Source organism: Pseudomonas sp. NPDC090755, from assembly GCF_044769005.1.
Classification (GTDB): domain Bacteria; phylum Pseudomonadota; class Gammaproteobacteria; order Pseudomonadales; family Pseudomonadaceae; genus Aquipseudomonas.
In genome coordinates, this window is sequence record NZ_JBIVXC010000011.1 from 58,062 (window position 1) to 84,020 (window position 25,959).

28 protein-coding genes are annotated in these 25,959 nt (G+C 63.6%); 18 read left to right on the forward strand and 10 right to left on the reverse strand.

Annotated features, from left to right (window positions below):
- Positions 1 to 55 precede the first annotated feature (55 nt).
- Positions 56 to 511, reverse strand: a complete 456-nt coding sequence (locus ACIQUS_RS17055; protein WP_403048639.1) for a MaoC family dehydratase — start codon at positions 509 to 511, stop codon at positions 56 to 58.
- Between the two features lie 170 nt (positions 512 to 681).
- Between ACIQUS_RS17055 and ACIQUS_RS17060 the strand changes: the two genes are divergently transcribed.
- Genes ACIQUS_RS17060 through ACIQUS_RS17070 form a run of 3 tightly spaced genes read left to right on the forward strand, consistent with a single transcriptional unit; the run spans position 682 to position 2,357 of the window.
- Entirely contained in the window at positions 682 to 1,044 is a 363-nt protein-coding gene (locus tag ACIQUS_RS17060; RefSeq protein ID WP_403048642.1) for a CidA/LrgA family protein, read from the forward strand.
- 2 nt (positions 1,045 to 1,046) lie between these two features.
- Positions 1,047 to 1,757, forward strand: a complete 711-nt coding sequence (locus ACIQUS_RS17065; RefSeq protein ID WP_403049006.1) for an LrgB family protein — start codon at positions 1,047 to 1,049, stop codon at positions 1,755 to 1,757.
- A gap of 9 nt (positions 1,758 to 1,766) precedes the next feature.
- Complete coding sequence (locus ACIQUS_RS17070) at positions 1,767 to 2,357, forward strand: LON peptidase substrate-binding domain-containing protein (protein WP_403048645.1); 591 nt, start codon at positions 1,767 to 1,769, stop codon at positions 2,355 to 2,357.
- A 4-nt stretch (positions 2,358 to 2,361) separates the two neighbouring features.
- Here the strand turns inward: ACIQUS_RS17070 and ACIQUS_RS17075 are convergent, their stop codons facing one another.
- Entirely contained in the window at positions 2,362 to 3,678 is a 1,317-nt protein-coding gene (locus ACIQUS_RS17075; RefSeq protein ID WP_403048648.1) for a bifunctional DedA family/phosphatase PAP2 family protein, read from the reverse strand.
- Between the two features lie 4 nt (positions 3,679 to 3,682).
- Entirely contained in the window at positions 3,683 to 4,375 is a 693-nt protein-coding gene (locus tag ACIQUS_RS17080) for a DNA-3-methyladenine glycosylase (protein WP_403048651.1), read from the reverse strand.
- Between the two features lie 194 nt (positions 4,376 to 4,569).
- On the opposite strand from ACIQUS_RS17080, the gene ACIQUS_RS17085 reads away from it, so the two are divergent.
- The 12 genes from ACIQUS_RS17085 (at position 4,570) to lipA (ending at position 15,848) form a co-directional block, all read left to right on the forward strand.
- Positions 4,570 to 5,841 (forward strand): glutamate-5-semialdehyde dehydrogenase, encoded by a 1,272-nt coding sequence (locus tag ACIQUS_RS17085; RefSeq protein WP_403048654.1) that lies wholly within the window; start codon positions 4,570 to 4,572, stop codon positions 5,839 to 5,841.
- Positions 5,842 to 5,878: 37 nt separating this feature from the next.
- A complete protein-coding gene (nadD, locus tag ACIQUS_RS17090) occupies positions 5,879 to 6,529 on the forward strand; it encodes a nicotinate-nucleotide adenylyltransferase (protein WP_285861994.1) in 651 nt (216 codons plus the stop codon).
- Between the two features lie 46 nt (positions 6,530 to 6,575).
- On the forward strand, positions 6,576 to 7,004 hold the full coding sequence (gene rsfS / locus ACIQUS_RS17095) for a ribosome silencing factor (protein WP_403048657.1): 429 nt from the start codon (positions 6,576 to 6,578) through the stop codon (positions 7,002 to 7,004).
- A gap of 9 nt (positions 7,005 to 7,013) precedes the next feature.
- Positions 7,014 to 7,481 (forward strand): 23S rRNA (pseudouridine(1915)-N(3))-methyltransferase RlmH, encoded by a 468-nt coding sequence (gene rlmH / locus ACIQUS_RS17100; protein ID WP_010222895.1) that lies wholly within the window; start codon positions 7,014 to 7,016, stop codon positions 7,479 to 7,481.
- Positions 7,482 to 7,497: 16 nt separating this feature from the next.
- Complete coding sequence (gene mrdA / locus ACIQUS_RS17105) at positions 7,498 to 9,387, forward strand: penicillin-binding protein 2 (RefSeq protein WP_403048660.1); 1,890 nt, start codon at positions 7,498 to 7,500, stop codon at positions 9,385 to 9,387.
- Between the two features lie 38 nt (positions 9,388 to 9,425).
- Entirely contained in the window at positions 9,426 to 10,529 is a 1,104-nt protein-coding gene (rodA, locus tag ACIQUS_RS17110) for a rod shape-determining protein RodA (protein WP_403049010.1), read from the forward strand.
- A gap of 17 nt (positions 10,530 to 10,546) precedes the next feature.
- Positions 10,547 to 11,557 (forward strand): lytic murein transglycosylase B, encoded by a 1,011-nt coding sequence (gene mltB, locus ACIQUS_RS17115; protein ID WP_403048663.1) that lies wholly within the window; start codon positions 10,547 to 10,549, stop codon positions 11,555 to 11,557.
- Positions 11,557 to 12,552: a septal ring lytic transglycosylase RlpA family protein gene (locus tag ACIQUS_RS17120; protein WP_403048666.1), complete on the forward strand. Its 996-nt coding sequence runs from the start codon at positions 11,557 to 11,559 to the stop codon at positions 12,550 to 12,552. The genes mltB and ACIQUS_RS17120 overlap by 1 nt, the downstream gene beginning before the upstream one ends.
- A 135-nt stretch (positions 12,553 to 12,687) precedes the next feature.
- The gene (locus tag ACIQUS_RS17125; protein WP_403048669.1) at positions 12,688 to 13,848 is read left to right on the forward strand and encodes a D-alanyl-D-alanine carboxypeptidase family protein; all 1,161 of its coding nucleotides are present in this window, start codon (positions 12,688 to 12,690) and stop codon (positions 13,846 to 13,848) included.
- A gap of 76 nt (positions 13,849 to 13,924) precedes the next feature.
- Positions 13,925 to 14,200 carry a DUF493 domain-containing protein gene (locus ACIQUS_RS17130; RefSeq protein ID WP_285861888.1) on the forward strand — a complete coding sequence of 92 codons (276 nt, stop codon included), beginning with the start codon at positions 13,925 to 13,927 and terminating at the stop codon, positions 14,198 to 14,200.
- Positions 14,200 to 14,847 carry a lipoyl(octanoyl) transferase LipB gene (gene lipB, locus ACIQUS_RS17135; protein ID WP_403048673.1) on the forward strand — a complete coding sequence of 216 codons (648 nt, stop codon included), beginning with the start codon at positions 14,200 to 14,202 and terminating at the stop codon, positions 14,845 to 14,847. Before ACIQUS_RS17130 ends, lipB begins: the two co-directional genes overlap by 1 nt.
- Before the next feature lie 2 nt (positions 14,848 to 14,849).
- A complete protein-coding gene (lipA, locus tag ACIQUS_RS17140; RefSeq protein ID WP_403048676.1) occupies positions 14,850 to 15,848 on the forward strand; it encodes a lipoyl synthase in 999 nt (332 codons plus the stop codon).
- Here lipA and ACIQUS_RS17145 read toward each other — a convergent pair.
- Entirely contained in the window at positions 15,824 to 15,967 is a 144-nt protein-coding gene (locus ACIQUS_RS17145; protein WP_403048679.1) for a hypothetical protein, read from the reverse strand. The two genes, lipA and ACIQUS_RS17145, sit on opposite strands and share 25 nt — an antisense overlap.
- 16 nt (positions 15,968 to 15,983) lie before the next feature.
- Here ACIQUS_RS17145 and ACIQUS_RS17150 point away from each other — a divergent pair, with 16 nt between their 5' ends.
- The gene (locus tag ACIQUS_RS17150) at positions 15,984 to 16,943 is read left to right on the forward strand and encodes an LD-carboxypeptidase (protein WP_403048682.1); all 960 of its coding nucleotides are present in this window, start codon (positions 15,984 to 15,986) and stop codon (positions 16,941 to 16,943) included.
- A 31-nt stretch (positions 16,944 to 16,974) separates the two neighbouring features.
- Here the strand turns inward: ACIQUS_RS17150 and ACIQUS_RS17155 are convergent, their stop codons facing one another.
- From ACIQUS_RS17155 to leuS, 5 genes are all read right to left on the reverse strand, one after another.
- Entirely contained in the window at positions 16,975 to 18,291 is a 1,317-nt protein-coding gene (locus ACIQUS_RS17155) for a lytic murein transglycosylase (protein WP_403048685.1), read from the reverse strand.
- A gap of 61 nt (positions 18,292 to 18,352) precedes the next feature.
- Positions 18,353 to 18,517 carry an alternative ribosome rescue factor ArfA gene (arfA, locus tag ACIQUS_RS17160; RefSeq protein WP_403048688.1) on the reverse strand — a complete coding sequence of 55 codons (165 nt, stop codon included), beginning with the start codon at positions 18,515 to 18,517 and terminating at the stop codon, positions 18,353 to 18,355.
- Positions 18,518 to 18,644: 127 nt separating this feature from the next.
- Positions 18,645 to 19,682 (reverse strand): DNA polymerase III subunit delta, encoded by a 1,038-nt coding sequence (holA, locus tag ACIQUS_RS17165; RefSeq protein WP_403048691.1) that lies wholly within the window; start codon positions 19,680 to 19,682, stop codon positions 18,645 to 18,647.
- 36 nt (positions 19,683 to 19,718) lie between these two features.
- Complete coding sequence (gene lptE, locus ACIQUS_RS17170; RefSeq protein WP_403048694.1) at positions 19,719 to 20,327, reverse strand: LPS assembly lipoprotein LptE; 609 nt, start codon at positions 20,325 to 20,327, stop codon at positions 19,719 to 19,721.
- Between the two features lie 65 nt (positions 20,328 to 20,392).
- A complete protein-coding gene (leuS, locus tag ACIQUS_RS17175) occupies positions 20,393 to 22,999 on the reverse strand; it encodes a leucine--tRNA ligase (RefSeq protein ID WP_403048697.1) in 2,607 nt (868 codons plus the stop codon).
- A 238-nt stretch (positions 23,000 to 23,237) separates the two neighbouring features.
- On the opposite strand from leuS, the gene ACIQUS_RS17180 reads away from it, so the two are divergent.
- On the forward strand, positions 23,238 to 23,555 hold the full coding sequence (locus ACIQUS_RS17180) for a hypothetical protein (RefSeq protein WP_403048700.1): 318 nt from the start codon (positions 23,238 to 23,240) through the stop codon (positions 23,553 to 23,555).
- Positions 23,556 to 23,678: 123 nt separating this feature from the next.
- On the forward strand, positions 23,679 to 24,440 hold the full coding sequence (locus tag ACIQUS_RS17185) for a YdcF family protein (protein ID WP_403048703.1): 762 nt from the start codon (positions 23,679 to 23,681) through the stop codon (positions 24,438 to 24,440).
- Here ACIQUS_RS17185 and lnt read toward each other — a convergent pair.
- The gene (gene lnt, locus ACIQUS_RS17190; protein WP_403048706.1) at positions 24,437 to 25,954 is read right to left on the reverse strand and encodes an apolipoprotein N-acyltransferase; all 1,518 of its coding nucleotides are present in this window, start codon (positions 25,952 to 25,954) and stop codon (positions 24,437 to 24,439) included. The two genes, ACIQUS_RS17185 and lnt, sit on opposite strands and share 4 nt — an antisense overlap.
- Between the last annotated feature and the right edge of the window lie 5 nt (positions 25,955 to 25,959).

Below are 25,959 nucleotides of genomic sequence, written 5' to 3' on the forward strand. Positions count from 1 at the left end.
CCGCACAATGTGCTGGCTGAAACAGCCACGGGGGCTGTTTCAGCAGGGTGCGGGGTCAGACGAAGCAGAGCGTCAGCGGCTCGGCGATATAGGCAGGTTTCTCCTCGCCTTCGATTTCCAGGGTGGCGGTGAGCTTGATCAGCCATTGGCCAGGCTTCTTCTCGGTCACCTGCGCCATGTCGACCTTGAGCCGGACCCGGCTGTTGACCTTCACCGGCTGAATGAAGCGCACGCTATCCAGGCCATAGTTGACCACCATCTTGTTGCCCTCGGGGACAACCATGATGTCTTCCATCAACTTTGGAATCAGCGACAGGCTGAGAAAACCGTGCGCAATGGTGCTGCCAAATGGCGTTTTTGCCGCCTTCACCGGGTCGACGTGAATGAACTGAAAGTCGCCAGTGGCTTCGGCGAAGAGGTTGATGCGCTCTTGATCGATGGTCATCCAGTCGGAACGTCCCAGTTCCTTTCCAACGTACTGCGAAAGCTCTGCAACAGGTACTTGGGGCATCGTGACTCTCCAGGTTGTCTTTGGTTTTTCTTATGACTACGGCAGATTCAAGAACCTTAGATCAGCACGCCCGTTCAGCGAGGTCAAGTCGCCATCCCCGGAGTGAATATGAGGTTATAGACAGGTTGTTAGCGTGCTTATAATGCCTGCCTGGCCCGAAGGAGAGCGTTATGCTGTTGCGTGGATTGACCTGGCTGGTGTTGTTTCAATTGCTTGGGACGGCGATCAATCATCTGTTCGTGCCCGTCCTGCCCGGGCCGATCATCGGTCTCTTGCTGCTGTTGGTATTTCTCATGGTGCGCGGCGAAGTGGGCGCGCCCCTGAGCGAGGCGGCCAACAGCCTGCTGCGCTACCTGCCGTTACTGCTGGTGCCGCCGGCGGTGGGGGTGATGGTCTATGCCGCCGATATCGCGGCTGACTTCTGGGCCATTGTCGGCGCCCTGGTGCTCTCGGCATTGATCACCCTGGCCTTTGTCGGCGTGCTGATGCAAAAGCTCATCGCCCGTCAGGGCAAGCGAGAGGGGCAGTCATGAGCCTGGACTGGAGTGGCGCGCTCGACGCCGTGATTCATCATCCGCTGTTTGGCATCGGCATCACCCTGGGTGCCTACCAGGTGGTGCTGGCGGCCTTCGAGAAGACCCGCTGGATTTTCCTGCAGCCGGTCCTGGTGTCGATGCTGGTGGTCATTGGCGTGCTGCTCACCTGCGGTCTGACCTATAGCGAGTACCGCAAGAGCACCGAGATCATGAATACGCTGCTGGGGCCGGCCACCGTAGCCCTGGCGGTGCCGCTGTATCTCAACTTGCGGCGCATTCGCCAGCTGTTCTGGCCGACTTTTACTACGCTGGTAATCGGAGGGGTGTTCGCCACGGGCGCCTGCCTGCTGCTGGGCTGGTGGTTCGGCGCCGAGCACATGATCCTGATGACCATGGCGCCCAAGTCGGTGACCTCGCCTATTGCCATGCTGGTGGCCGAGCAGATCGGCGGTGTGGCGGCACTGGCGGCGGTGTTCGTGCTGATCACCGGGGTGATCGGGGCGATCTTCGGCCCGGCGCTGCTGTCGCGGTGTGGCGTGCACAGTGCCGAGGCTCGGGGCATGGCCCTGGGGGTGACCGCCCACGCGGTAGGCACGTCGGTGGCGCTGCAGGAAAGCGATGAGTGCGGGGCCTTCGCGGCCCTGGCGATGAGTTTGATGGGGGTTGCCACGGCGGTGTTCCTGCCGCTGGCGGTCAGCCTGGTTGTTTGAGGAATTGCGATGACGCTACCCCTGTTTCCGCTCAACACCGTGTTGTTTCCCGGTTGCTACCTCGACTTGCAGATCTTCGAGGCACGCTACCTGGACATGATCGGTCGCTGCATGAAAAAGGGCGGCGGCTTCGGCGTGGTCTGCATTCTCGAAGGGCAGCAGGTCGGCAAGGCGCCGACGGGTTTTTCGCAGCTGGGCTGCGAGGCGGTGATTCGCGACTTCGTGCAGCAGGACAACGGCCTGCTCGGCATTCGCGTCGAAGGTACCCGCCGCTTTCGGGTCGGGCCTTTCGAAGTGCAGAAGGACCAACTGCTCGTTGCCGATGTGTCCTGGTTGCAGGAGCAGGAAGAAACGCCGCTGGAGGATGACCATCATGACTTGCTGGCATTGCTGCAGGCGCTGGGCGAGCATCCGATGGTCGAGGCGCTGGGTATGCCGGTGACGGTTACAGGCCAGCAGTCACTGGCCAACCAACTGGCCTACCTGCTGCCCTTTGTCGAAGAAGACAAACTCGATTTGCTGGCCATCGACTCGCCTCGGCAACGCCTGGACGCTATCCAGGCGTTGCTCGACCGCTTGCAAGGTGAGTTGTTCGCCTGAGCCCTCAGTACTGGTAGCGCAGCAGGGCGTGCGGCAGCGAGTGCAGGCTGAAAAAGGCCAGCACGGCCACGCACGCCGGCAGGATCAGCCACCAGACCTTCAATGGCAGGGCCGTCAGCGGCTGGCGATGTTGGACCAGGGTCAGGCTGGTGGCGCAGATGCAGCAGGCGAGCAGGGCGCCGGCGAGGATGTCGGTCGGCCAGTGCGCGCCCAGGTAGACCCTCGACAAGGCAATCGACAGGGCCGGCAGGCAGCCGAGCAGAATCCAGGTTAGGCGCATGCGCGCAGGCTGGCCGCGTCCGGCGAGCACCGCCAGCACCAGAAAGAAGGCGAATGCCGCCGAGCTGTGTCCGCTGGGCATGCTGTAGGTGGTCAGGGGGTCGGACAGCACTTCCGGGCGGGCGCGGGCGAACAGCCATTTCAGACTGCCATTGGCCAGGGCGGTGCCGATCAGGGTGGCGCCGGCAAACAGGGCCGGACGCCATTGGCGCGCCAGCATCAACAATCCGGTCAGCAGTCCACCGAGGATGAATTGGGTGCGAAAGTCGCCCATGCGGGTGATCAACACCACGCTGCCATCGATGGCATTGCTGCGATGTTCCTGGATCAGGGTCATCAAGCCCTGATCGAACTCATGCAGGTAGGGCCAGCCCAGGAATACGCCCGCCAGGGCCAGCAGGCTGAGTCCGGCGATCACCCGGGTGCCACGGCGCATGCTGCGCAGGCTGCAGCTGATGCTGACGCCGACCAGCAACGCCAGGCCCGCGGCAATCAGCCCGGCATCCATCCAGAAACCTTCCGGCAACGGCAGGCGCATGGCCGCGCCGGTTGCCCAGCCGGGCAGCAGGTAGGCCACCGACCAGCCGGCACCGGCAATCAGGCTTACGGCGATGAAGCGGGGCAGGGGCATGTCGAACATGCCGGCGACCATCGGCAGCATGGGGCGCAGCGGGCCGATGAAGCGGCCGACCAGCAGGCTGGCGATGCCATAGCGCTGGAAGTAGGTTTCGGCGCCGCCTATCCATTCCGGGTGATGGCGCAGCAGGGGCAGGCGCCGGATGTTCTGGTGAAACTTGCGTCCCAGGGTGTAGGAGATGGCATCACCCAGCAGGCCGCCGAAGAATCCCAGCAGCAGGGTTTCGCCCAGCGACAGGGCGCCGCTGCCGGCCAGCACGGCAACGCCGAACAGCAGGACGGTGCCGGGTACGATGATCCCGGCGATGGCCAGGCACTCCACGCAGGCCACCAGAAAAATCGCCAAGCCAAGCCATTGCGGGTTGGCGCCAAGCCAACCGGTCAGGCTGTCGAGCCATTGGCCCATCGTGTCAGTTTCCTTGTGTCAGTAAAAAATAGTCGCGGCCTTCGACCTGACCCCGGCGCAGCGGATTGCGGGTGCAATGGCGGGCGAAGTCGGCGTCGACGAAGCGGTAGGGCAGATGTTCGTCGCGGCCTGTGGGGATGCCCAGACGGGGGCTCTGAATAATGTGTTTCACATTGATTCCGCAGTCTTCGACAAACAATCGGTCTGGGTCAAAACGCTTGGCGTCCCAGTGCGGCACTTTCAGGCCCATGGCCTTGCACAGCAGGGTCTGGCCGGCGCACAGGCGCTCGATGGCCCGGGGCCGGCCGCTGGCGTCGGGGTTGTTCAGCTGCATTTGCGCCAGGCTGTTGGCGTCGGAGATGGCGTCAACGAAGGGATAGGCGGACTTGATCAGCACCGCGTTGCCCGGACCCTGGGCGCTGAAGTTCAGCGAATCACCGCCACGGGCGTAGTACATGTAGATATGCCCGCCGTCGAGGAACAGCGCCTTGCGCTTTTCCGTATAGCCGAGGGACGCGTGGCTGCCCTTGTCGCTGCAGTAGTAGGCCTCGGTCTCGATGATCCGTGCCGCCAGCCAATAGGGGCCGTGGCGGTGGCGGATGATCTTGCCCAGCAGGGCCTTGGCCAGTTCCTGGGCGTCGCGATCGAAGAAACTGTCAGGCAAGGCCCGGGGCGGGCAGGGGGCGGAGTCGGGCATGCTGGCGGATTCGCGGTGGTCAGGTCGGCGATGATAGCAATTTCTGGCTTAATCGATGCTGAACAGCTCTCAGCGGCTATTGTGGGCGCGGGCTCAATGAACACTGTTTTCGACCATCCGACTGTGACCGCTGGGCGTGGGGCGGCCTGCCAGTTATAATCAGCCGATTTCCCCTCCGCCAAGACACTGAGCCCATGACTGAGTCCGTTCTTGACTACATGACCCGCCTGGGTCGCGCCGCCCGTGAGGCTGCCCGCGTCATCGCCCGCGCCAGCACCGCGCAGAAGAACCGCGCGCTGCAGGCTGCCGCCAATGCCTTGGACGCAGCGCGCGTCGAGTTGTCCGCCGCCAATGAGCTGGACCTGGCCGCCGGCCGCGCCAATGGCCTGGAGCCGGCCATGCTCGAGCGCCTGGCGCTGACGCCGGCACGCATCGACGGCATGATCGTCGGCCTGCGCCAGGTGGCCAGCCTGCCTGACCCGGTGGGGGCGATTCGCGACATGAGCTATCGGCCGTCGGGTATCCAGGTCGGCAAGATGCGCGTGCCGCTGGGGGTGATCGGGATCATCTACGAATCGCGTCCGAACGTGACCATCGATGCGGCCAGCCTGTGCCTGAAGTCGGGTAACGCCACCATCCTGCGTGGTGGCTCCGAGGCCATCCACTCCAACCGGGCCATCGCTGCGTGCATTCAGCGCGGCCTGGCCGAGGCCGGCTTGCCGGCTGCGGTGGTTCAGGTGGTGGAAACCACTGACCGCGAAGCCGTGGGCGCGCTGATCAGCATGCCCGAGTACGTCGATGTGATCGTCCCGCGCGGTGGCAAGGGCCTGATCGAACGCATCAGCCGTGACGCCCGGGTGCCGGTGATCAAGCACCTGGACGGCATCTGCCACGTCTATGTGGCCGAGCATGCCGAACTGGACAAGGCCCGGCGCATCGCCTTCAACGCCAAGACCTACCGCTACGGCATCTGCGGGGCGATGGAAACCCTGCTGGTCGATCAGTCGGTCGCGGCAGCGTTCCTGCCGGAAATGGCCGGCCAATTCCGGGAAAAAGGCGTCGAACTGCGCGGCTGCGAGCGCACCCGGCAGATCATCGAGGCGGTGCCGGCCACGGAAGAGGACTGGAGCACCGAATACCTCGCGGCGATCCTCTCGATCCGCGTGGTCGACGGCCTGGAGCAGGCCATCGAGCACATCAATCGGTATGGCTCGCACCACACCGATTCCATCGTTACCGAACACCAGGGCCAGGCCCGGCGGTTCATGGCCGAGGTCGATTCGTCGTCGGTCATGATCAACACCCCGACCTGCTTTGCCGACGGTTTCGAGTACGGCCTGGGCGCGGAGATCGGTATTTCCACCGACAAGCTGCACGCCCGTGGTCCGGTTGGCCTGGAAGGCCTGACCTGTGAAAAGTACGTGGTGATCGGCGACGGTCAACTGCGCGGACAGGAGTCGCTCTGACTTGGCCGAGCGCACACCGCTCGCCCACGTCTCGACGATGTCGCCCGCCCGGCGCATCGGCGTGCTCGGCGGGACATTCGACCCGGTGCATATCGGTCACCTGCGCAGTGCGCTGGAGGTGGCCGAAGTGCTGGCGCTGGACGAGCTGCGGCTGATGCCCAATGCCCGCCCGCCGCACCGCGACACCCCGCAGGTGTCGGCCGAGGACCGCCTGGCGATGGTGCGCTGTGCGGTCGAGGGTGTGCCGACCCTGTCGGTCGATGCCCGCGAGCTGCTGCGTGACACGCCGTCGTACACCATTGAAACGCTGGAATTGATGCGCGCCGAAATGGCCGCCTCGGACCAGTTGTTCCTGCTGCTGGGCTGGGATGCCTTCTGCGGCCTGCCCAGTTGGCATCGCTGGGAAGAATTGCTGCAACACTGCCACATCCTGGTGCTGCAACGCCCGGATGCCGACGTCGAGCCACCGGATGCCCTGCGCAACCTGTTGGCGGCACGCTCAGTCAGTGATCCGCAGGCCCTGGTCGGGCCGGCGGGACATATTGCATTCGTCTGGCAGACGCCGCTTGCGGTGTCAGCCACGCAGATCCGACAGCTGCTGGCCAGCGGCAAGTCGGTGCGGTTTCTGGTGCCGGACGCAGTACTGGCCTATATCGATGCGCACAACCTCTACCGTGCGCCGAACTGAGGGTGCTGAAAAGCGCCCCCTACTTTACGAGTTGAATGAGTTTTATATGACCAAGCAAAAAATCAGTGCCATCAGTGGCGAAGAACTGGTCGAACTGACCAAGGCAGCCCTGGAGGACGTCAAGGCCCAGGATATCCAGGTCATCGACGTGCGCGAGAAGCACAGCCTGACCGACTACATGATCATCGCCACCGGTACCTCCAACCGCCAGATCAACGCGATGCTGGACAAGGTTCGCGAAGCGGTCAAGGCCAAGGGCGCGCAGCCGCTGGGCGAAGAAGGCAAGGGCGACAGCGACTGGGTGCTGCTCGACCTGAACGACGTCATCGTTCACATGATGACCGCTGCCGCCCGCCAGTTCTACGACCTGGAGCGCCTGTGGGTCGGTGCCGAGCAGAGCCGTGCCGCCGATGGCAAGCACCATAGCCCGGAAAACACCCACGACTACTCCGAAAAGCTCAAAGACCGGGAATAAGGAAGCGTCGTGCGTCTGCGTCTGATCGCGGTCGGCTCGCGCATGCCCAAGTGGGTCGAGGACGGTTGGCATGAGTATGCCAAGCGCCTGCCTTCGGAGCTGTCGCTGGAGCTGGTGGAAATACCGCTCAACACCCGGGGCAAGAATGCCGACGTCGCCCGCCTGATCCGTCAGGAGGGCGAGGCCATGCTGGCCAAGGTCCAGCCAGGGGAACGGATCGTCACCCTGGAGGTCCATGGCAAGCCCTGGAGCACCGAGCAACTGGCGGTCGAGCTCGATCGCTGGCGGCTGGATTCGCGTACCGTGAACTTCATGGTCGGCGGCCCGGAAGGGCTGGCGCCGGAAGTCTGCGCGCGCGCCGAGCAACGCTGGTCGTTGTCGCCGCTGACCCTGCCGCACCCATTGGTAAGGATACTGATCGGCGAGCAGCTGTACCGCGCCTGGACCGTGCTGTCCGGGCATCCTTACCATAAATGAACCTGTAAGCCTTTCAATGACGCAGCCGATTCGCCTCAAGGATCACGAGAAAGACGCCCGTTTGGTGCGCAGTCGCGTCGTGGTCGGTGCCGTGGCGATCGTCCTGCTGATCTGCGTGCTGATCGCGCGCTTGTATTACCTGCAGGTGATCCAGTACGACTACCACTCGACGCTGTCGGAAAACAACCGGGTGCACGTGCAGCCGATTCCGCCGACCCGCGGGCTGATCTTCGACCGCAACGGGGTGATCATCGCCGACAACCGGCCGAGCTTCAGTCTGAGCATGACCCGCGAGCGCTCCGGCGACTGGCAGCAGGTGCTTGATGTGATCGTCGAAGTGCTGGAACTGACCCCGGACGACCGGACCCTGTTCGAAAAACGCATGCGCCAGGGGCGCCGGCCGTTCGAGCCGGTGCCGATCCTGTTCGAGCTGTCCGAGGAGCAGATCGCCCGGATCGCGGTGAACCAGTTCCGCCTGCCCGGGGTGGAAGTGGTCGCCCAACTGGTGCGGCATTACCCGCAGGGCGCGCATTTCGCCCATTCGGTCGGTTATGTCGGTCGGATCAACGAAAAAGAGCTCAAGACCCTCGATCCGGTCAACTACAGCGGCACCCACCATATCGGCAAGACCGGTATCGAGCGCTTCTACGAGCCTGAGCTGCACGGCCAGGTCGGTTATGAAGAGGTCGAGACCAACGCCCGTGGCCGGGTATTGCGGGTGCTCAAGCGCACTGACCCTATCCCTGGCAAGGACATCGTCCTGAGCCTCGACATCAAGTTGCAGGAGGCCGCCGAGGCGGCCCTGGCGGGGCGTCGTGGCGCCATCGTCGCGCTTGATCCGAACACCGGCGAAGTCCTGGCCATGGTCAGCCAGCCAAGCTTCGACCCCAACCTGTTCGTCACCGGTATCAGCTTCAAGGCCTACGCCGAGCTGCGTGACTCCATCGACCGGCCACTGTTCAACCGCGTGCTGCGTGGCTTGTATCCGCCGGGTTCGACCATCAAGCCAGCGGTGGCCATCGCCGGCCTGGACAGTGGCGTGGTGACGGCGACGAGCCGGGTGTTCGACCCGGGCTACTACCAGTTGCCCAACTACGACCACAAGTATCGTAACTGGAACCGTACGGGCGATGGCTGGGTCGACCTCGACACGGCGATCATGCGCTCCAACGACACCTACTTCTACGACCTGGCGCACAAGATGGGCATCGACCGTCTGTCGAGCTACATGAATCGCTTCGGCATCGGCCAGAAGGTCTCGCTGGACATGTTCGAGGAGTCGCCGGGCCTGATGCCTTCGCGCGAGTGGAAACGGGCCACCCGGCGCCAGGCCTGGTTCCCGGGCGAGACCCTGATCCTCGGTATCGGCCAGGGCTACATGCAGGCCACGCCCTTGCAACTGGCCCAGGCCACTGCGCTGATCGCCAACAAGGGCAAGTGGAACCGCCCGCACCTGGCCAAGACCATCGAAGGCTTGCCGCCGGTGGACGAGAACCCGATGGAGGATATCGTCCTGCGTGACAAGTCCGACTGGAACAAGGTCACCCACGGGATGGAGCAGGTGATGCACGGTGCCCGCGGTACCGCGCGCAAGGCCTCCATCGGTGCCCAGTACCGGATCGCCGGCAAGAGTGGTACCGCCCAGGTGGTGGCGATCAAGCAAGGTGAGAAGTACGACCGCAACAAACTGCAGGAGCGCCATCGCGACCACGCCCTGTTCGTCGGCTTCGCCCCGGCCGACAACCCGAAGATCGTGGTGTCGGTGATGGTCGAGAACGGTGAGTCCGGCTCTGGCGTGGCCGCCCCTGTGGTGCGTCAGGTCATGGACGCCTGGTTGCTCGGCGCCGATGGCCGCCTCAAGCCTGAATTTGCCAACCCTTCCATTGCCCAGGAATCGGCGCCGTGATGAGTAATTTCGATCGCATGCTCTCCAGTGAGGATGTCATGCGCCGCCGCGCCAGCTTCCTGCAGCGCATCCACATCGATGGCCCCTTGCTGATCCTGCTGCTGACCCTGGCGGCCGGCAGCCTGTTCGTCCTCTATTCGGCCAGCGGCAAGAACTGGGACCTGCTGCTCAAGCAGGCCAGCTCCTTCGGCATCGGCCTGGTATCGATGTTCATCATCGCCCAGCTGGAGCCGCGCTTCATGGCGCGCTGGGTACCGCTGGCCTACGTCGGTGGGGTGGTCTTGCTAGTGGTGGTGGACGTCATGGGCCACAACGCCATGGGCGCCACGCGCTGGATCAACATCCCCGGGGTGATCCGCTTCCAGCCCTCGGAATTCATGAAGATCATCATGCCGGCGACCATCGCCTGGTACCTGGCCAAGCGTTCGCTGCCGCCGCACCTCAAGCATGTGATGATCAGCCTGATCATGATCGGTGTGCCGTTCATCCTCATCGTGCGCCAGCCCGACCTCGGGACGGCGCTGCTGATCCTGGCCTCGGGCGCGTTCGTGCTGTTCATGGGCGGGCTGCGCTGGCGCTGGATCCTCAGCGTGATCGCCGCCGCCGTGCCGGTGGCCGTGGCCATGTGGTTCTTCGTCATGCACGACTACCAGAAGCAGCGGGTGCTGACCTTCCTCGACCCGGAAAGCGACCCGCTGGGTACTGGCTGGAACATCATCCAGTCCAAGGCGGCGATCGGCTCCGGAGGCGTATTCGGCAAGGGTTGGCTGCTGGGTACCCAGTCGCACCTGGACTTCCTGCCGGAAAGCCACACGGACTTCATCATCGCCGTAATGGGCGAGGAGTTCGGTCTGGTCGGCATTTGTGCCCTGTTGCTGATCTACCTGCTGCTGATCGGTCGCGGCCTGGTGATCACCGCCCAGGCGCAGACGCTCTACGGCAAGCTGCTGGCCGGCAGCCTGACCATGACCTTCTTTGTTTATGTGTTCGTCAATATCGGTATGGTCAGCGGCCTGTTGCCCGTGGTGGGTGTGCCGCTGCCCTTCATTAGTTATGGCGGAACTTCGTTGGTGACGCTGCTGTCAGCGTTTGGGGTTCTCATGTCGATCCACACGCATCGCAAATGGATTGCACAGGTTTGAATAAGGTGAAGAATTACATGCAAGCAATGCGTGGCTGGGCCGCTCGTTGTGCGCCCTGGGTCGGCCTGATCGGCTTGCTCGGTGGTGTGCAGCAGGCTGCCGCCAGCGACTACGACGGTTCGCCCCAGGTGGCCGAATTCGTCAGCGAGATGACTCGCGATTATGGCTTTGCCAGTGAACAGTTGATGGATGTGTTTCGCGAGGTACAGCGCAAGCAGTCGATCCTCGATGCCATTTCCCGACCTGCCGAGCGGGTAAAGCCGTGGAAGGACTATCGCCCGATGTTCCTCACCGACGCCCGGGTCGCCCGTGGCGTGGATTTCTGGCGCCAGCATGAAGCCACCCTGGCCCGTGCCGAGCAGGAATATGGCGTACCGGCCCAGGTCATCGTGTCGATCATCGGCGTCGAGACCTTCTTTGGCCGCAACACCGGCAACTACCGGGTGATCGACGCGTTGTCGACCCTGGGCTTCGACTACCCGCCACGGGCCGAGTTCTTCCGCAAGGAACTGCGCGAGTTCCTGCTCCTGGCCCGCGAAGAACAGGTCGATCCGCTGGTGCTCAAGGGCTCCTACGCCGGTGCCATGGGCTTGCCGCAGTTCATGCCCAGCAGTTTCCGCGCCTACGCCGTGGACTTCGATGGCGACGGGCACATCAATATCTGGAACAACCCGGACGATGCCATCGGCAGCGTGGCCAGCTACTTCAAGCGTCACGGCTGGGTCGCCGGCGAGCAGGTGGTCAGTCGCGCCACGGTCAGTGGCAATCGGGTCGACGAGGGCCTGAGCCCCGGCATCGACGCGGTCAAGACGGTCGCGCAGTTGCGGGCGCTGGGCTGGTCAAGTCATGATGCGTTGCGTGATGATCTGCCGGTCACCGCTTTCCGGCTCGAAGGCGACAACGGCCCCGAATACTGGCTGGGCCTGAAAAACTTCTACGCGATCACTCGCTACAACCGCAGCGTGATGTACGCCATGGCGGTACATCAGCTATCGGACCTGCTGGTTCAAGCACGGGGCGCCAAGTAATGCGCGTTTTGTTTTCAGACACATCTCTCAAACTGATCGGCTGCGCGGCCCTGGGCTTGCTGCTGGCCAGCTGTTCCTCGAGCCGTCCGGCACAGCAAAGCGGCAACGTGGTCAAGGCCAAGCCCGGCCTGGATATCAACCGGGCACACAAGGACGGTGCGCCGTGGTGGGATGTCGATGTCTCGAAGATCCCGGACGCCACGCCGACCGTGCACACCGGTAACTACAAGGCCAACCCGTACACCGTGCTGGGCAAGACCTACTTCCCGATCCAGGACTCGCGCAACTACCGCGCCGAAGGTACGGCGTCGTGGTATGGCACCAAGTTTCACGGCCAGAACACGGCCAATGGCGAGGTCTATGACCTCTACGGCATGAGCGCGGCGCACAAGACACTGCCGCTGCCGGCCTACGTCAAGGTCACCAACCTGGACAACCACCGCAGCGTGATCCTGCGGGTCAACGACCGGGGACCGTTCTATTCGGACCGCATCATCGACCTGTCCTACGCGGCGGCGAAAAAACTGGGCTATGCCGAAACCGGCACGGCACGGGTGCGTGTCGAGGGCATCGACCCGAAACAGTGGTGGGCCCAGCGTGGCCAGCCGGCGCCGATGGTGCTGGACCAGCCGCAGGTAGCCCAGACCCAGGCGTTCTCGACCAGCACCGGTGCGGTCGAGCAGTGGACACCGCCGCCGCAGCAGCATGCCGCAGCGGTCGTGCCCGTGCAGATCGCCAGTAACAGTGGCCCGGCCAGCAATGGTCTTTACTTGCAGGTCGGTGCCTTCGCCAACCCGGATGCGGCCGAACTGCTGCGCTCCAAGCTCAGCGGCATGGTCAGCGCACCGGTCTTCATCAGTTCGATCGTGCGCAACCAGCAGACCCTGCACCGGGTACGCATGGGGCCGATCAACAGCCAGGGTGAAGCGCAGAAAATGCAGGACAGTGTGCGCCTGGCCAACCTCGGCCAGGCGAAAGTCGTCACGGCGGACTGACCGGGGGGACTGGTCGGTTTGTCATGCAAGCGGGCATTGCGGCCATGTACAATGGCGGTTTTGCTCGCAAGGCCTTGCGCCTGAAAAACGTTTTGCCCATGAGGGCATGAGCCCATTAGCCATTTCGAGAGACGGATGAACATCACCACCTTCGCCAAACGCCTTTGCCTGCTTGTTCCGCTGATGATCACCCCTGCCGCCTTCGCGGCAGAGCAGATGATGCCGTCGCCGCCGCAACTGGCAGCCAAGTCCTACGTGCTCATGGAAGCTTCCAGCGGTAATGTCCTGGTCGAGAACAATGGTGACGAGCGTTTGCCGCCGGCCAGTCTGACCAAGCTGATGACCGCCTACATCGCGACCCTGGACATCCGCCGTGGCCAGATCGGCGAGAACGATCCGGTGACCGTCAGCGAAAACGCCTGGCGTACCGGTGGCTCGCGGATGTTCATCAAGGTCGGCACCCAGGTCAGCGTCAGCGACCTGCTGCACGGCATCATCATCCAGTCGGGCAACGACGCCAGTGTCGCCCTGGCCGAGCACATCGCCGGTAGCGAAGATGCCTTCGCCGACATGATGAACAAGACTGCCAGTGACCTGGGCATGACCAACAGTCACTTCATGAACCCGACCGGCCTGCCGAACCCTGAGCATTACTCGTCGGCGCGCGACATGGCCATCCTGGGACGCGCGATCATCAACGAAGATCCTGCGCACTATGCGATCTATTCGCAGAAAGAGTTCTTCTGGAACAACATCAAGCAGCCGAACCGCAACCTGCTGCTGTGGCGTGACAAGACCGTCGATGGCCTGAAAACCGGTCATACCGAAGAAGCAGGCTACTGCATGGTGTCGTCGGCCGTACGTGATGGCATGCGCCTGATCGCCGTGGTCTTCGGTACCAACAGCGAGCAAGCCCGTGCCGCTGAAACCCAGAAGCTGCTGACCTACGGTTTCCGCTTCTTCGAAACCCAGACCTTCTACCAGAAGGGCACCGAACTGGCCCAGGCTCCGGTCTGGAAAGGTACCGCCAATCAGGTCAAGGCCGGTCTTGCCAACGACCTGAGCATGACTTTGCCTAAAGGCCAATTGAAACGCCTGGCGGCAAGCATGACCATGAACCCGCAACTGACCGCTCCGATCGCCAAAGGTGACGTGATCGGTAAAGTGGAAGTCAAACTGGATGACAAGGTAGTCCACAGCGCCGACCTGATCGCGCTGGACGCTGTCGAGGAAGCTGGTTTCTTCGGCCGGGTGTGGGATAGCATTCGTCTATTCTTCTACGGGTTGTTCAACTGATATCGTGACCTGCCACGCCCTCGCGCATTCACGCGGGGGCGTTGTTGTTGCCACGGCTTACGAGGCCGTTACCGCCATGACTGAACCTGACGTCAAGTCGCACAAAATCGAATTCCCCTGCGCCGATTACCCGATCAAGGTCATCGGCGACACCGTGGTCAATTTCAAGGACACGGTGATCGAGATCCTCAAGAAGTACGCCGAAGTCGATCTCAAGACACTGGCCGAGCGCCAGAGCAAGGAAGGCAAGTACACCACGGTGCAACTGCACATCGTCGCCACCGGCGAAGACCAGCTGCATGACATCAATAGCGCCCTGCGTGCTACCGGCATCGTGAAAATGGTGCTCTGATGCCGACCAGCCTCGGTGTTCGCGACCTCGGCCTGCTGCCCTACGAGCCGGTGCTGGAGGCCATGCGTCGGTTCACCGACCAGCGTGGCCCGGATACCGTCGACGAGGTGTGGCTGGTTGAACACCCACCGGTGTTCACCCAGGGCCAGGCGGGCAAGGCCGAGCACCTGCTGGTGCCGGGGGATATCCCGGTGGTGCAGACCGATCGTGGCGGCCAGGTGACCTATCACGGCCCGGGCCAGTTGGTGGCCTACCTGTTGCTCGACGTGCGTCGCCTGGGTTTTGGCGTGCGCGACCTGGTCAGCCGCATCGAGCGCAGCCTGATCGAGCTGCTGGCCAGCTACGGCGTCGAGGCGGCCGCCAAGGCCGATGCACCGGGCGTCTATGTCGACGGGGCGAAGATCGCCTCGCTCGGCTTGCGGATTCGCAATGGCTGTTCTTTCCATGGCCTTGCCTTGAACGTGGACATGGACCTTGGGCCATTCCGCCGGATTAACCCCTGCGGGTATGCGGGGCTGGCCATGACCCAGCTGCGCGATCAGGCAGGCCCGATCGAACTCTCCGAGGTCAGGGCAAGGCTGCGCGGGCAGCTGGTCAAGCACCTCGACTATGCTGAGCAGACGACCCTAACGGGCGGAATCTTCTGAATATGACTACTGTTGTGCAAGATGCAGTGCAAAGCGTGACCCCAACGCCACGGCCCAAGGTCGAAGCGGGCGTCAAGCTGCGGGGCGCGGAGAAAGTTGCGCGTATCCCGGTAAAGATCATCCCCACCGACGAGCTGCCGAAGAAGCCCGACTGGATCCGTGTACGCATCCCGGTTTCCCCGGAAGTCGACCGTATCAAGCAACTGCTGCGCAAGCACAAGCTGCACAGCGTCTGTGAAGAAGCGTCCTGCCCGAACCTGGGCGAGTGCTTCTCCGGCGGTACCGCGACCTTCATGATCATGGGTGACATCTGCACCCGTCGCTGCCCGTTCTGTGACGTTGGCCACGGCCGGCCAAAACCCCTGGATGTCGACGAGCCGAAGAACCTCGCCGTGGCCATCGCCGACCTGCGCCTGAAGTACGTGGTGATCACCTCGGTGGACCGCGACGACCTGCGTGACGGCGGTGCTCAGCACTTTGCCGATTGCATCCGTGAGATCCGTGCCTTGTCGCCGGGCGTGCAGCTCGAGACCCTGGTGCCGGACTACCGTGGACGCATGGACGTAGCCCTGGAAATCACCGCGCAAACCCCGCCAGACGTGTTCAACCACAACCTGGAAACCGTGCCGCGCCTGTACAAGGCTGCGCGTCCGGGGTCGGACTACCAGTGGTCGCTGACCCTGCTGCAGAAGTTCAAGGAATTGGTGCCGCACGTGCCGACCAAGTCCGGCCTGATGCTGGGCCTGGGCGAGACCGACGAAGAAGTGATCGAAGTGATGCACCGCATGCGCGAGCACAACATCGACATGCTGACCCTGGGCCAGTACCTGCAGCCTTCGCGCAGCCACTTGCCGGTGCAGCGCTTCGTGCACCCGGACACCTTCGCCTGGTTCGCCGAAGAAGGCTACAAGATGGGCTTCAAGAACGTGGCTTCCGGTCCGCTGGTACGTTCCTCGTACCACGCCGACCAGCAGGCTCACGAGGCCAAGATCAAGCTCTGATCGATGGCGTAGTCCAATGCCGATGTCCGCTTGCCGGCGACATCGGCATTTTTGTTTGTGGCAGGTTTTGCGGGCACCATCTGCTTACCCATGTCGCCAGAACCACCGGCCAGGTCCATACAAGGAGTCGTCTGGATGAATCCTCCCTTCGATCATCGACCACAGGTGCAGCCTGACTGTCGGCGGTTACCGAAGCCGCTGCCGGAACAGGGCTGCATCGCAATCATTGCCCCGGCCGGTCCGGCCCGGGTCGACACGCTCAAGGCGATCCACTGGTTCGAGCACCGTGGTTATCAATGCCGGATCTATCCCGGTGTCACCGAGTCGCAAGGCTACCTGGCCGGCAGTGATGCGCAGCGCCTGGCCGACCTGCATGCGGCCTTCGCCGCCAACGATGTGGATGCCATCATCTGCCTGCGCGGTGGGTACGGCAGCATGCGCCTGCTCGACGGCATCGATTTCGACCTGTTGCGCAACCACCCCAAGCCCCTGGTGGGCTACAGTGACATCACTGCGTTGCATGGTGCCATTGCCCGGCAGGCGGGGTTCGTGACCTTCCATGGGGCGATGCTCAAGTCCGAGTTGCTGGCCGATAAGCAGGCGCCGACGGAGTCTTCCCTGTTCGCACTGCTCAGTGGCAGGCTGGGGCGCGGCGACACACTGGCGCATCCACAGGCCTACCCCTTGAGCACAATCGTCCCTGGCGCGGCGACAGGGCGCCTGGTGGGCGGCAACCTGGCGATGCTCGGTGCAACCCTGGGGACCTCGGCGGAACTGTGCAGCCAGGATGGCATTTTGTTCATCGAGGATGTCAACGAGCCGCTGTACCGCATCGACCGCCTGCTGACCCAGCTGCGCCTGGCGGGCAAGTTCGAGGGCCTGCGGGGTGTGTTGGTCGGCGACTTCGTCGGATTGACTGTGCAAGCCCTGGCGCCGCTGATGCGCGAGATGTTCGAACCCTTGCGCATACCGGTGCTGGCCGGCTGGCGCAGCGGTCATTGCGACCCCAACCTGACACTGCCCTTGGGTGCGCAGGTGCGGCTGGATGCGGATCGCCAGCAATTGCAGCTACAGGAAGATCTGTTCGCACAATAAAAAACGCCCCGTTGATGGGGCGTTTTCATGTTCAGCGCTGGCGCAGGTTTTCCAGCAGCTTGTGGGTCGGATAACCATCCGCCGGCCATCCCAGTGCCTGTTGCGCACTGCGGATGGCCTTGCGGGTGTTGGCACCGATAATGCCGTCGGCCGCGCCGGCGTCGTAGTTCCTGGCGCTGAGCAGGGTCTGTAGTTCGACCCGCTCGCTGCGGCTCAGGGGCAGGTCGTCCTTGGGCCAGCTGCCGGCAATGAAGCCTGAGCCGTAGAAACGGTCACCGAGCAGACCTACTGCCATGGCATAGGACGAGGAGTTGTTGTACTTGAGGATGGCGCGGAAGTTATCCAGTACCAGGAACGCCGGGCCGCGATAACCGGCCGGCAGCAGCAGGGCGGCGGACAGTTGCTGGCTGCCGGCCGGCAGGCGCACGCCGGTTGGCAGCTTCAGGCCCAATTGCAGCCATTCGGCCACGCTCTTGCGCTGGCTGCCATCGGCCAGCCAGTAGTCGAAACCGGGTGCCAGTTGCACCTCGAAGCCCCAGGGTTCGCCGCGCTTCCAGCCGGAGCTCTGCAGGTAATGGGCGGTCGAGGCCAGGGCGTCGGCGGAGCTGTTCCAGATATCCCGGCGACCGTCGCCGTCGAAATCCACCGCATGGGTGTTGTAGGTGGTGGGGATGAACTGGGTCTGGCCCATGGCGCCGGCCCAGGAACCGCGCATGGCGTCGGGCTGGATGTCGCCGTTCTGCAGGATCTGCAGGGCCGCGATCAGCTGCGCCTGGGCGAATGCCGGGCGGCGGCCTTCATAGGCCAGGGTTGCCAGGGAGCGGATTACCGATTTATTGCCCTGGAACTGGCCGAAGTTGCTTTCCATGCCCCAGACCGAGACCAGCACCTGGCGGTCGACGCCGTAGCGTTGTTCGAGCTGGCTGAGCAGCTCGGCATGTTTCTCCAGCAGCGCCTTGCCGTTGCGTACGCGCAGGGGCGACAGCGCGCCGTCCAGGTATTCCCAGACCGGGCGGGTGAATTCGGGTTGGCTGCGATCAGCCTTGACCACGTCCATGTCCGGCGTGACGCCGAGGAACGCGCGGTCGAAGGTGCCGGCGTTGATGCCCGCTTGCAGGGCTTGCTGGCGGAAACCTGCCTGCCATTGGGCAAAGGTTTGCAGTGGCTGGATTTCGTTGCTGGTGTCGACGGCGGGGGTCGGCAGGGTGACCACCGGGGCCGGCTGGGCAGGGGCCAGCGGTAGCGCGTCGGCGGCGGTAGGTTTTTCCGCGCAGGCAACGAGCAGGATCAGGCTGGAGGCAGCGATCAGTTGGCGAGGTTGCCAACGATGGGTAAGACAAAAGGGCATGCACAGTTCCAGGTATTTCAGGTCAGGTGCTGACCATACCATGCCTGTCGAATTCTTGCTTTTATGCGGCCCGAAAGTACGAAGCCTCCCAATCTCTCGATTGGAAGGCTTCGCGGCGGTAGCTGCCTTTGCCTTTGCCTGCTCGCTCCTGGCGACAACGGAACAGGGGCTGGGCGATGATCGACTTGGCCTTGTTGGGCCCGGGCTTCGCAGTTTTCTTGCTCATGACAGGAGGTCCTGTGGGGTGGGTATCGGGCGCAATATAGGGGTGAAGGCATCGCGGGGCAAGCCCGCTCCCACAGGGGGGGGGGGCAGGCATTGCCTGTGGGAGCGGGCTTGCCCCGCGATTGGCGTTATTCCGCAGGCAAGGCCAGGCGCTGCCCCGCCATCAACAACGACAACCGCGCCAGGCTGGTCCAGGGCGAGCCCTGGGCCTGCCCCTTGATCTGCGCGTCAATGCGCTGGGCATCCTGCAGCAACTGGCTCCAGCGTTGCGCTGAATGGCGTTGCAGGGCTTTGCTCATCAGTGGCTTGCGCTTGTCCCAGACCGGTGGCCGGGCCTGGCTGAAGGCCTTGTCCAGGGGCACCCCCTGGCTGTATTGCTGGGCCAGTCCCGCCAGTACGCGCAACTCCCGGGCCAGGGCCCAGAGAATCACCGGCGGTTCGACGCCCTCGCCACGCAAGCCTTCAAGCATGCGCAAGGCGTGGGCCGCTTCGCCATTGAGAATGGCATCGACCAGGCCGAACACATCGAAGCGGGCACTGTCGGCCACTGCAGCCTGCACGGTTTCCACCGTGATCTGATTGCTTTCGGCCAGCAGCTTGAGCTTTTCGATTTCCTGGGCGGCGGCCAGCAGGTTGCCTTCCACCCGGGCGGCAATCAGGTCGACGGCATCGCGTTGGGCCGACAAACCCGCCTGGGAAAGGCGCTGGTTGATCCATTGGGGTAACTGCTGGGTGTCGACCGGCCAGATCTGTATGAACTGAACCTGCGCCCCCTCGATCAACGCCTTGCCCCATTTGGTCTTCTGCGCGCTGCCATCGAGCTTGGGCAGGCTGACCAGCAGCAGGGTGTCTTCGGCGGGGCGAGAGCAGTACTCGATCAGTGCGGCGGCGCCCTTGTCGCCAGGCTTGCCCGACGGCAGGCGCAATTCCAGCAGGCGGCGCTGGGCGAACAGCGACAGGCTGGCCCCGGCCTGGAGCAAGGTGCCCCAGTCGAAGTTGGCGTCGGCGCTGAACACCTGGCGTTCATCGAAGCCTTGCTGGCGTGCGGCGGCACGTACTGCATCGGCGGCTTCCTGGCACAGCAGCGGGTCATCGCCACTGATCACGTAGACCGGTGCGAGGCTGCCTTGCAGGTGCTTGTTGAGCTGGGCGGGGGCGAGTTTCATGATCGCAGGCGGGGCACCGAAGTGCCCCGTTCAGGCTCAGTTGGCAGGCAGTTGCAGGGGCGACTGCTGAGGGGTGGCATCCTGGGCGCGGCGGGCCGCTTCCAGGGCGTCGGCTTCGGCCTTGGCACGCTCGTCGGCTTTCTGTTGCAACATGTCCAGCTGGCTCGGGGTCAGCAGTTGCAGGCGCACCAGCATGTTCTGCACCAGTTCGCTGCGCATTTCCTTGCGGGCCTGCAGGGCTTCCTGTTGCGAGCCGGTGATGTTGTTGCCGTCATGCATGTAGGTCTTGCGCACTTCGAGCTTGTCGTTGAGCAGGTTGGTATTGTCGTGTCCATCGATGCTGTAGCTCAACACGGTGCTCAGCTCATACTCGGCAGAGCGGCCCGAGCCGCCGGCATAGGTGGCTGCACGCTGAGATTCAGCTTCGTTGGTCAGGATCAGCTTGTACGGCGCGCCGGCATGCACATTGACGCCGTTGCTCTGCAGGGCCTGGCGCAGCTGGGTAACGGTCTCGCCGTAGGCGTTGCGTGCGTCCAGGTCCAATTCCTTGATCGCAAGCTCCGTCTGGCCGGTGCCGCGCAGCTGGAAACCGCAGGCGCTGAGCATGACAGCCAGGCCCATCACCAGCAGATTGCGTTTGATCATCTTGTTGCTCCCTTGTGGGCCAAATCCGTACACGGGCCCGCCGCCGGGGCGGGCCCGTATTCCTGTCAGTTGGCGACGATATTGACCAGCTTGCCCGGTACCACGATGACCTTGCGGATGCTCAGGCCGTCGATGAAGCGCAGCACGTTCTCGTTGCTGCGGGCAGCGGCTTCGATGTCCTCGCGGCTGGCGGCGGCCGGCATTTCGATCTGACCGCGCAGCTTGCCGTTGACCTGGACGACCAGGACGATGCTGTCCTGGACCAGGGCGCTTTCATCCACTGCCGGCCAAGCGGCGTCGATGACGGCTTCCTGGTGGCCCAGGCGATGCCACAGTTCGTGGCTGATGTGCGGAGTGATCGGCGACAGCAGCAGAACGACCGCTTCCAGGCCTTCCTGCAGCAGGGCACGGTCCTGCTCGGTGGTTTGCGGGGCTTTTTCCAGCACGTTCATCAGGGTCATCACCTGGGCGATGGCGGTGTTGAACTTGTGGAACTGGCCGACGTCGGTGCTGGCCTGCTTGATCGCAGCGTGAGTGGCACGGCGGATCGCTTTCTGCGCATCGTCCAGGGTGGCGATGTCGAGCTTGCCAGGCAGGCCCTGGGTGACATGGGCCTGGGCCAGGCGCCAGACACGACGCAGGAAGCGGCTGGCACCTTCGACGCCGGAGTCGGACCATTCCAGGCTCATGTCGGGCGGCGAGGCGAACATCATGAACAGGCGGCAGGTGTCGGCACCGTAGGCTTCGATCATCGCCTGCGGGTCAACGCCGTTGTTCTTGGACTTGGACATCTTCTCGGTGCCGCCGATCTCGACCGGAAGGCCGTCGGTTTTCAGGCGGGCGCCAATGATCTTGGCCTTGGCATCGCGCTCGACTTCGACATCGGCCGGGTTGAACCAGTCCTTGCCGCCGTTGCTGGCAACGCGGTAGTAGGTCTCGGCGACGACCATGCCCTGGGTCAGCAGGTTCTTGAACGGCTCGTTGGAGGTGACCAGGCCTTCGTCGCGCATCAGCTTGTGGAAGAAGCGCGCGTACAGCAGGTGCAGGATGGCGTGCTCGATGCCACCGATGTACTGGTCCACCGGCAGCCAGTGGTTGGCCGCCTTCGGATCGACCAGGCCGCCTTCATAGTTCGGCGAGGCGTAGCGGGCGAAGTACCAGGACGACTCGACGAAGGTGTCCATGGTGTCGGTTTCGCGCTTGGCCGCCGTGCCGCATTTCGGGCAAGTGCATGCGTAGAACTCGGGCATGCGTGCCAGCGGCGAGCCGGCGCCATCGGGAACCACGTTCTCGGGCAGGGTGACCGGCAACTGGTCTTCAGGTACTGGCACATCGCCGCAGGACGGGCAGTGGATAATCGGGATCGGGCAGCCCCAGTAGCGCTGGCGGCTGATACCCCAGTCGCGCAGGCGGAACTGGGTACGCGACTTGCCGAGTTCTTTCTTGATCAGGGCAACTTCGATGGCATCGAAGGCACCGGCGAAGTCCAGGCCGTCGAACTCGCCGGAGTTGATCAGCTCGCCGTATTCGCCGCAGGCAACGTCCCACTCGGCAGCGACTTCGTCACCCAGGCGGGTACGAATCACGGCCTTGAACGGCAGGTTGTACTTCTTGGCGAATTCGAAGTCGCGCTCGTCGTGGGCCGGTACGGCCATTACTGCGCCATCACCGTAGTGCATCAGCACGTAGTTGGCGACCCACACCGGCAGTTTTTCGCCGGTCAGCGGGTGCTCGACGAACAGCGAGGTGGCCAGGCCCTTTTTCTCCTGGGTGGCGACGTCGGCTTCGGCGACGCTGCCGCTCTTGCATTCGTCGATGAAGGCTTGCAGCTCGGGGTTGCCCTGGGCGGCCTGGGTGGCCAGCGGGTGCTCGGCGGCAACGGCCACATAGGTGGCACCCATCAGGGTGTCCGGACGGGTGGTGAAGACTTTCAGTGCCCCGGCGTGGCCGATGCTGGCCTGGTCGAAGGGGAACTGCACCTCCATGCCACGGGACTTGCCGATCCAGTTGCGCTGCATGGTCTTGACCTGCTCGGGCCAGCCCGGCAGCTCGTCGAGGCTTTCCAGCAGCTCGTCGGCATAGTCGGTGATCTTGAAGTAGTACATCGGGATTTCGCGCTTCTCGATCAGCGCGCCCGAACGCCAGCCGCGGCCGTCGATGACCTGCTCGTTGGCCAGTACGGTCTGGTCGGCCGGGTCCCAGTTCACGGTCCCGTTCTTGCGGTAGATCACGCCTTTTTCGAACAGGCGGGTGAACAGCCACTGTTCCCAGCGGTAGTAGTCCGGCTTGCAGGTGGTGACTTCGCGCGACCAGTCGAAGGCCAGGCCCAGGCTCTTGAGCTGGGTCTTCATGTACTCGATGTTTTCGTAGGTCCACTTGGCCGGCGCGACGTTGTTCTTCATCGCGGCGTTTTCTGCCGGCATGCCGAAGGCGTCCCAGCCCATCGGTTGCAGGACGTTCTTGCCCAGCATGCGCTGGTAGCGGGCAATCACGTCACCGATGGTGTAGTTGCGCACGTGGCCCATGTGTAGCTTGCCGCTCGGGTACGGGAACATCGACAGGCAGTAAAAGGTGTCTTTGCCTGGCTGTTCACTGACTTCAAAAGACTTTTGCTCGTTCCAGTACGACTGGGCGGCTGCTTCGATTTCGCGGGGCTGATAGAGTTCGTGCATGGCTACTTTGCGCTGAGAAATGGGAGACCTTATCCAGGCAGCGGTAAAACCGCTGCATCGGCAATCCGGGGTCAAAATGGTGAACGCCCTAGCATACATGAGCCCTGTCCACCGTGGGAAACCCTGATTGCACCGCATTCGCCGCCGTGGGCCGTTGGTCGCGGCGTCCGGCCGCTTTTGCGAGTGACGCTAAGCTCATCATTGGGGGAGATATATTTATCTTCAATGAGGTGAGCGGATGGGAGAGTCGCAGCTACAAGCAACGAAACCGGAGCTTTACGAACGGCTGATCGATCGTCTGGGGTTGGCCCTGGATGTCGCCAGAACCGCCGTTCGGTTACGCGATGAAGTGCCTGCTGAATTGGAGTTGCGTGGTCTGAGCCGCGCCGAATTCGATGTGATCAAAGCCTATCTGGACTCCCTTCCGGAGGGCTGGCATGGACGCGCCGGTGCACAGCTCACACCGGAGCCGCCTACTACGTCCAGAGTCGTCTGGCTCAAGGACAAGGCACGCTCCACCACCACGGCAAAATCCAGGACGCTGCAATTCAGATAGCCGTTCGGATTACCAGGCGCAATACGGAGTGCGCCAGCTTCGAAAAAAATCAGATGATCGGTGCCTGACCATTGTTGCCAGGTGCCGATCATTCTAGGCTGCACACCTCCATGGAGGTGTCCCTTGCCGATTCGCTATCTCATCAAGCAAATGATCCTGCCGCCCGGCATCCTGTTCCTGCTGCTGATTGCCGCCTGGTGGCTGCGCCGTTCCTGGCCACGGCTGTCTGCCTTGTGCTTTGTCCTGGGATTGGGCGGGTTGTGGGCGATGAGCCTGCCGATTGTCGTTGAACGCTCGGCACGCCTGCTGGAAACCGAGCCGGCGCTCGGCCGTGAGCAGTGGGCGCAACTGGCCACCCGGGCCGATGCCATCGTCATCCTCGGTGCCGGACGCGAGCGTGGGGATCCAGCCTGGGATCAACTTGACCAGCCCACGGGGGTGGGCATGGAGCGCATGCGCTATGCCGCGCAACTGGCCAAGGCGTCGGGCTTGCCGGTGCTGACCACGGGTGGCTTGCACTTCGGATCGCCGCCCAGCGAGGCGCAATTGATGGCCGACGCCCTGCAGCGCGACCTGGGGGTCAATGTGCGCTGGAAGGAGGAGCGCAGCCGCACCACTTGGGAGAATGCCCAGATGAGTGCCGAGATGCTCTTGCCGCAGGGGATAAAGCGCGTGGTCGTGGTGACCCAGGCCTGGCATATGCAGCGCTCGCGCTGGAGTTTCGAGCAGGCGGGGTTCGAGGTGGTGCCGGCGCCGGTGGGCTTTCTCGGTCGCGAGCATGGCCGGCCTTATGGTGGCTGGCTGCCAGAGAGCAAATCCATCTGGCAGAGCGGCCAACTGCTCAATGAAGCCGTTGGCCTGCTCGGTTACCGCCTGTTCTACTAGACCGTCTTGGCGATCCGGCTGGCCAGCAGGGCCCAGCCCAGCAGTAGCGCACACACGATCACCAGTGGCCAGGAGCGCCACTGCAGGTAAGGGGTGAGCTGCTGCATTGGCACCACTTCACCGTAGAGGATCCCGCGTTCGAACTGCGGAATCTGCGCGGTGATCCGTCCGAACGGGTCGATCAGGCCGGTGACGCCGTTGTTGGTGGCGCGGATCATCCAGCGTCCGGCTTCCAGGGCGCGCATCTGGGCCATCTGCAAGTGCTGCAGGGGACCGATGGAGGTGCCGAACCACGTGTCGTTGCTGATGGTCAGGAGAAGGTCGCTGCGCGCGGCAAGGCTGGCGGCGAACTCCGGATAGACCACTTCGTAGCAGATGTACGGCGCGATTTGATAGCCCTTGGCCTGCAGCAACGGCTGGTCCGCGGGTCCCCGGGCAAAGTCCGACATCGGCAGGTCGAAGAAGGCGATCAGGCCGCGCAGCATGTCCTGCAGCGGCACGTACTCGCCGAAAGGCACCAGTTTCTGTTTGAGGTAGGTGCCGTCGCCCTCGCCGGTGACGGTGATGCCGTTGTAGTAGCGCCGTTGCTGGTGCACCACTTCGCGCACCGGCAGGCCGGTGATCAGCGCCGAGTTACGCTCGGCGGCAAAGTTGCCCATCATGTCCAGGTAGCCTTGGGCCTGGTCCTTGAGGATCGGCACGGCGGTTTCCGGCCAGACCAGCAGATCGACGGGCTTGGAGCTGAAGCTCATGTCGCGGTACAGGGCCAGTTGGGCGTTGACGTGTTCGGGGTTCCATTTCAGCTCCTGCTCGACGTTGCCTTGCAGGGCGGCGACGGTCAGGGGCTTGCCGGCAGGCTCCGTCCAGGCGTGGTGCTTGAGTGCCAGGCCGACGGCCCAGGGGGCCAGTATCAGCGCCACCGCGACAGCCAGGAACGATTTGCGCTCGCGCAGGCGCGGCAGGTTGCACAGCAAGGCCGCGCACAGCGCCAGGCAGAACGAGATCAGCCACATGCCTCCGACCGGGGCCAGGCCCGACAATGGGCCGTCGAGCTGGCTGTAGCCGGAGTACATCCATGGGAAACCGGTGAGGAACCAGCCGCGGAAGGCTTCCTGGCCGACCCACAGGGCGGCGAAGCACAGGGCGTCGGCCAGGGGCGCCTCGTTGCGGCGCAGCCAGCGTGCCCAGAGCCAGGCGGGCAGGGCGAAGAACCAGGCGATGGCGGCAAAGAACGCCAGCAACAAGCCGATGGCCAGCCAGGGGGGCGCGCCACCATAGGTGTTGATGCTGACGTAGATCCAGCTGGTGCCGGCGCTGTACAGGCCGAAGCCGAAGCACCAGCCGCGGCCTAGGGCCTGGCGCGGGCTCAGCTCGCGCAGGCCGAGGTAGAACAGGCCGGCTGCCAGCAGGGCCAGCGGCCAGATGTCGAACGGCGCCAGGGCCAGGGTGGTGATTGCGCCAGCCGCCACGGCCAGCAGGTTACCGGGCCAGCCGGGGCGGGTGATCCAGCGCATGGTTG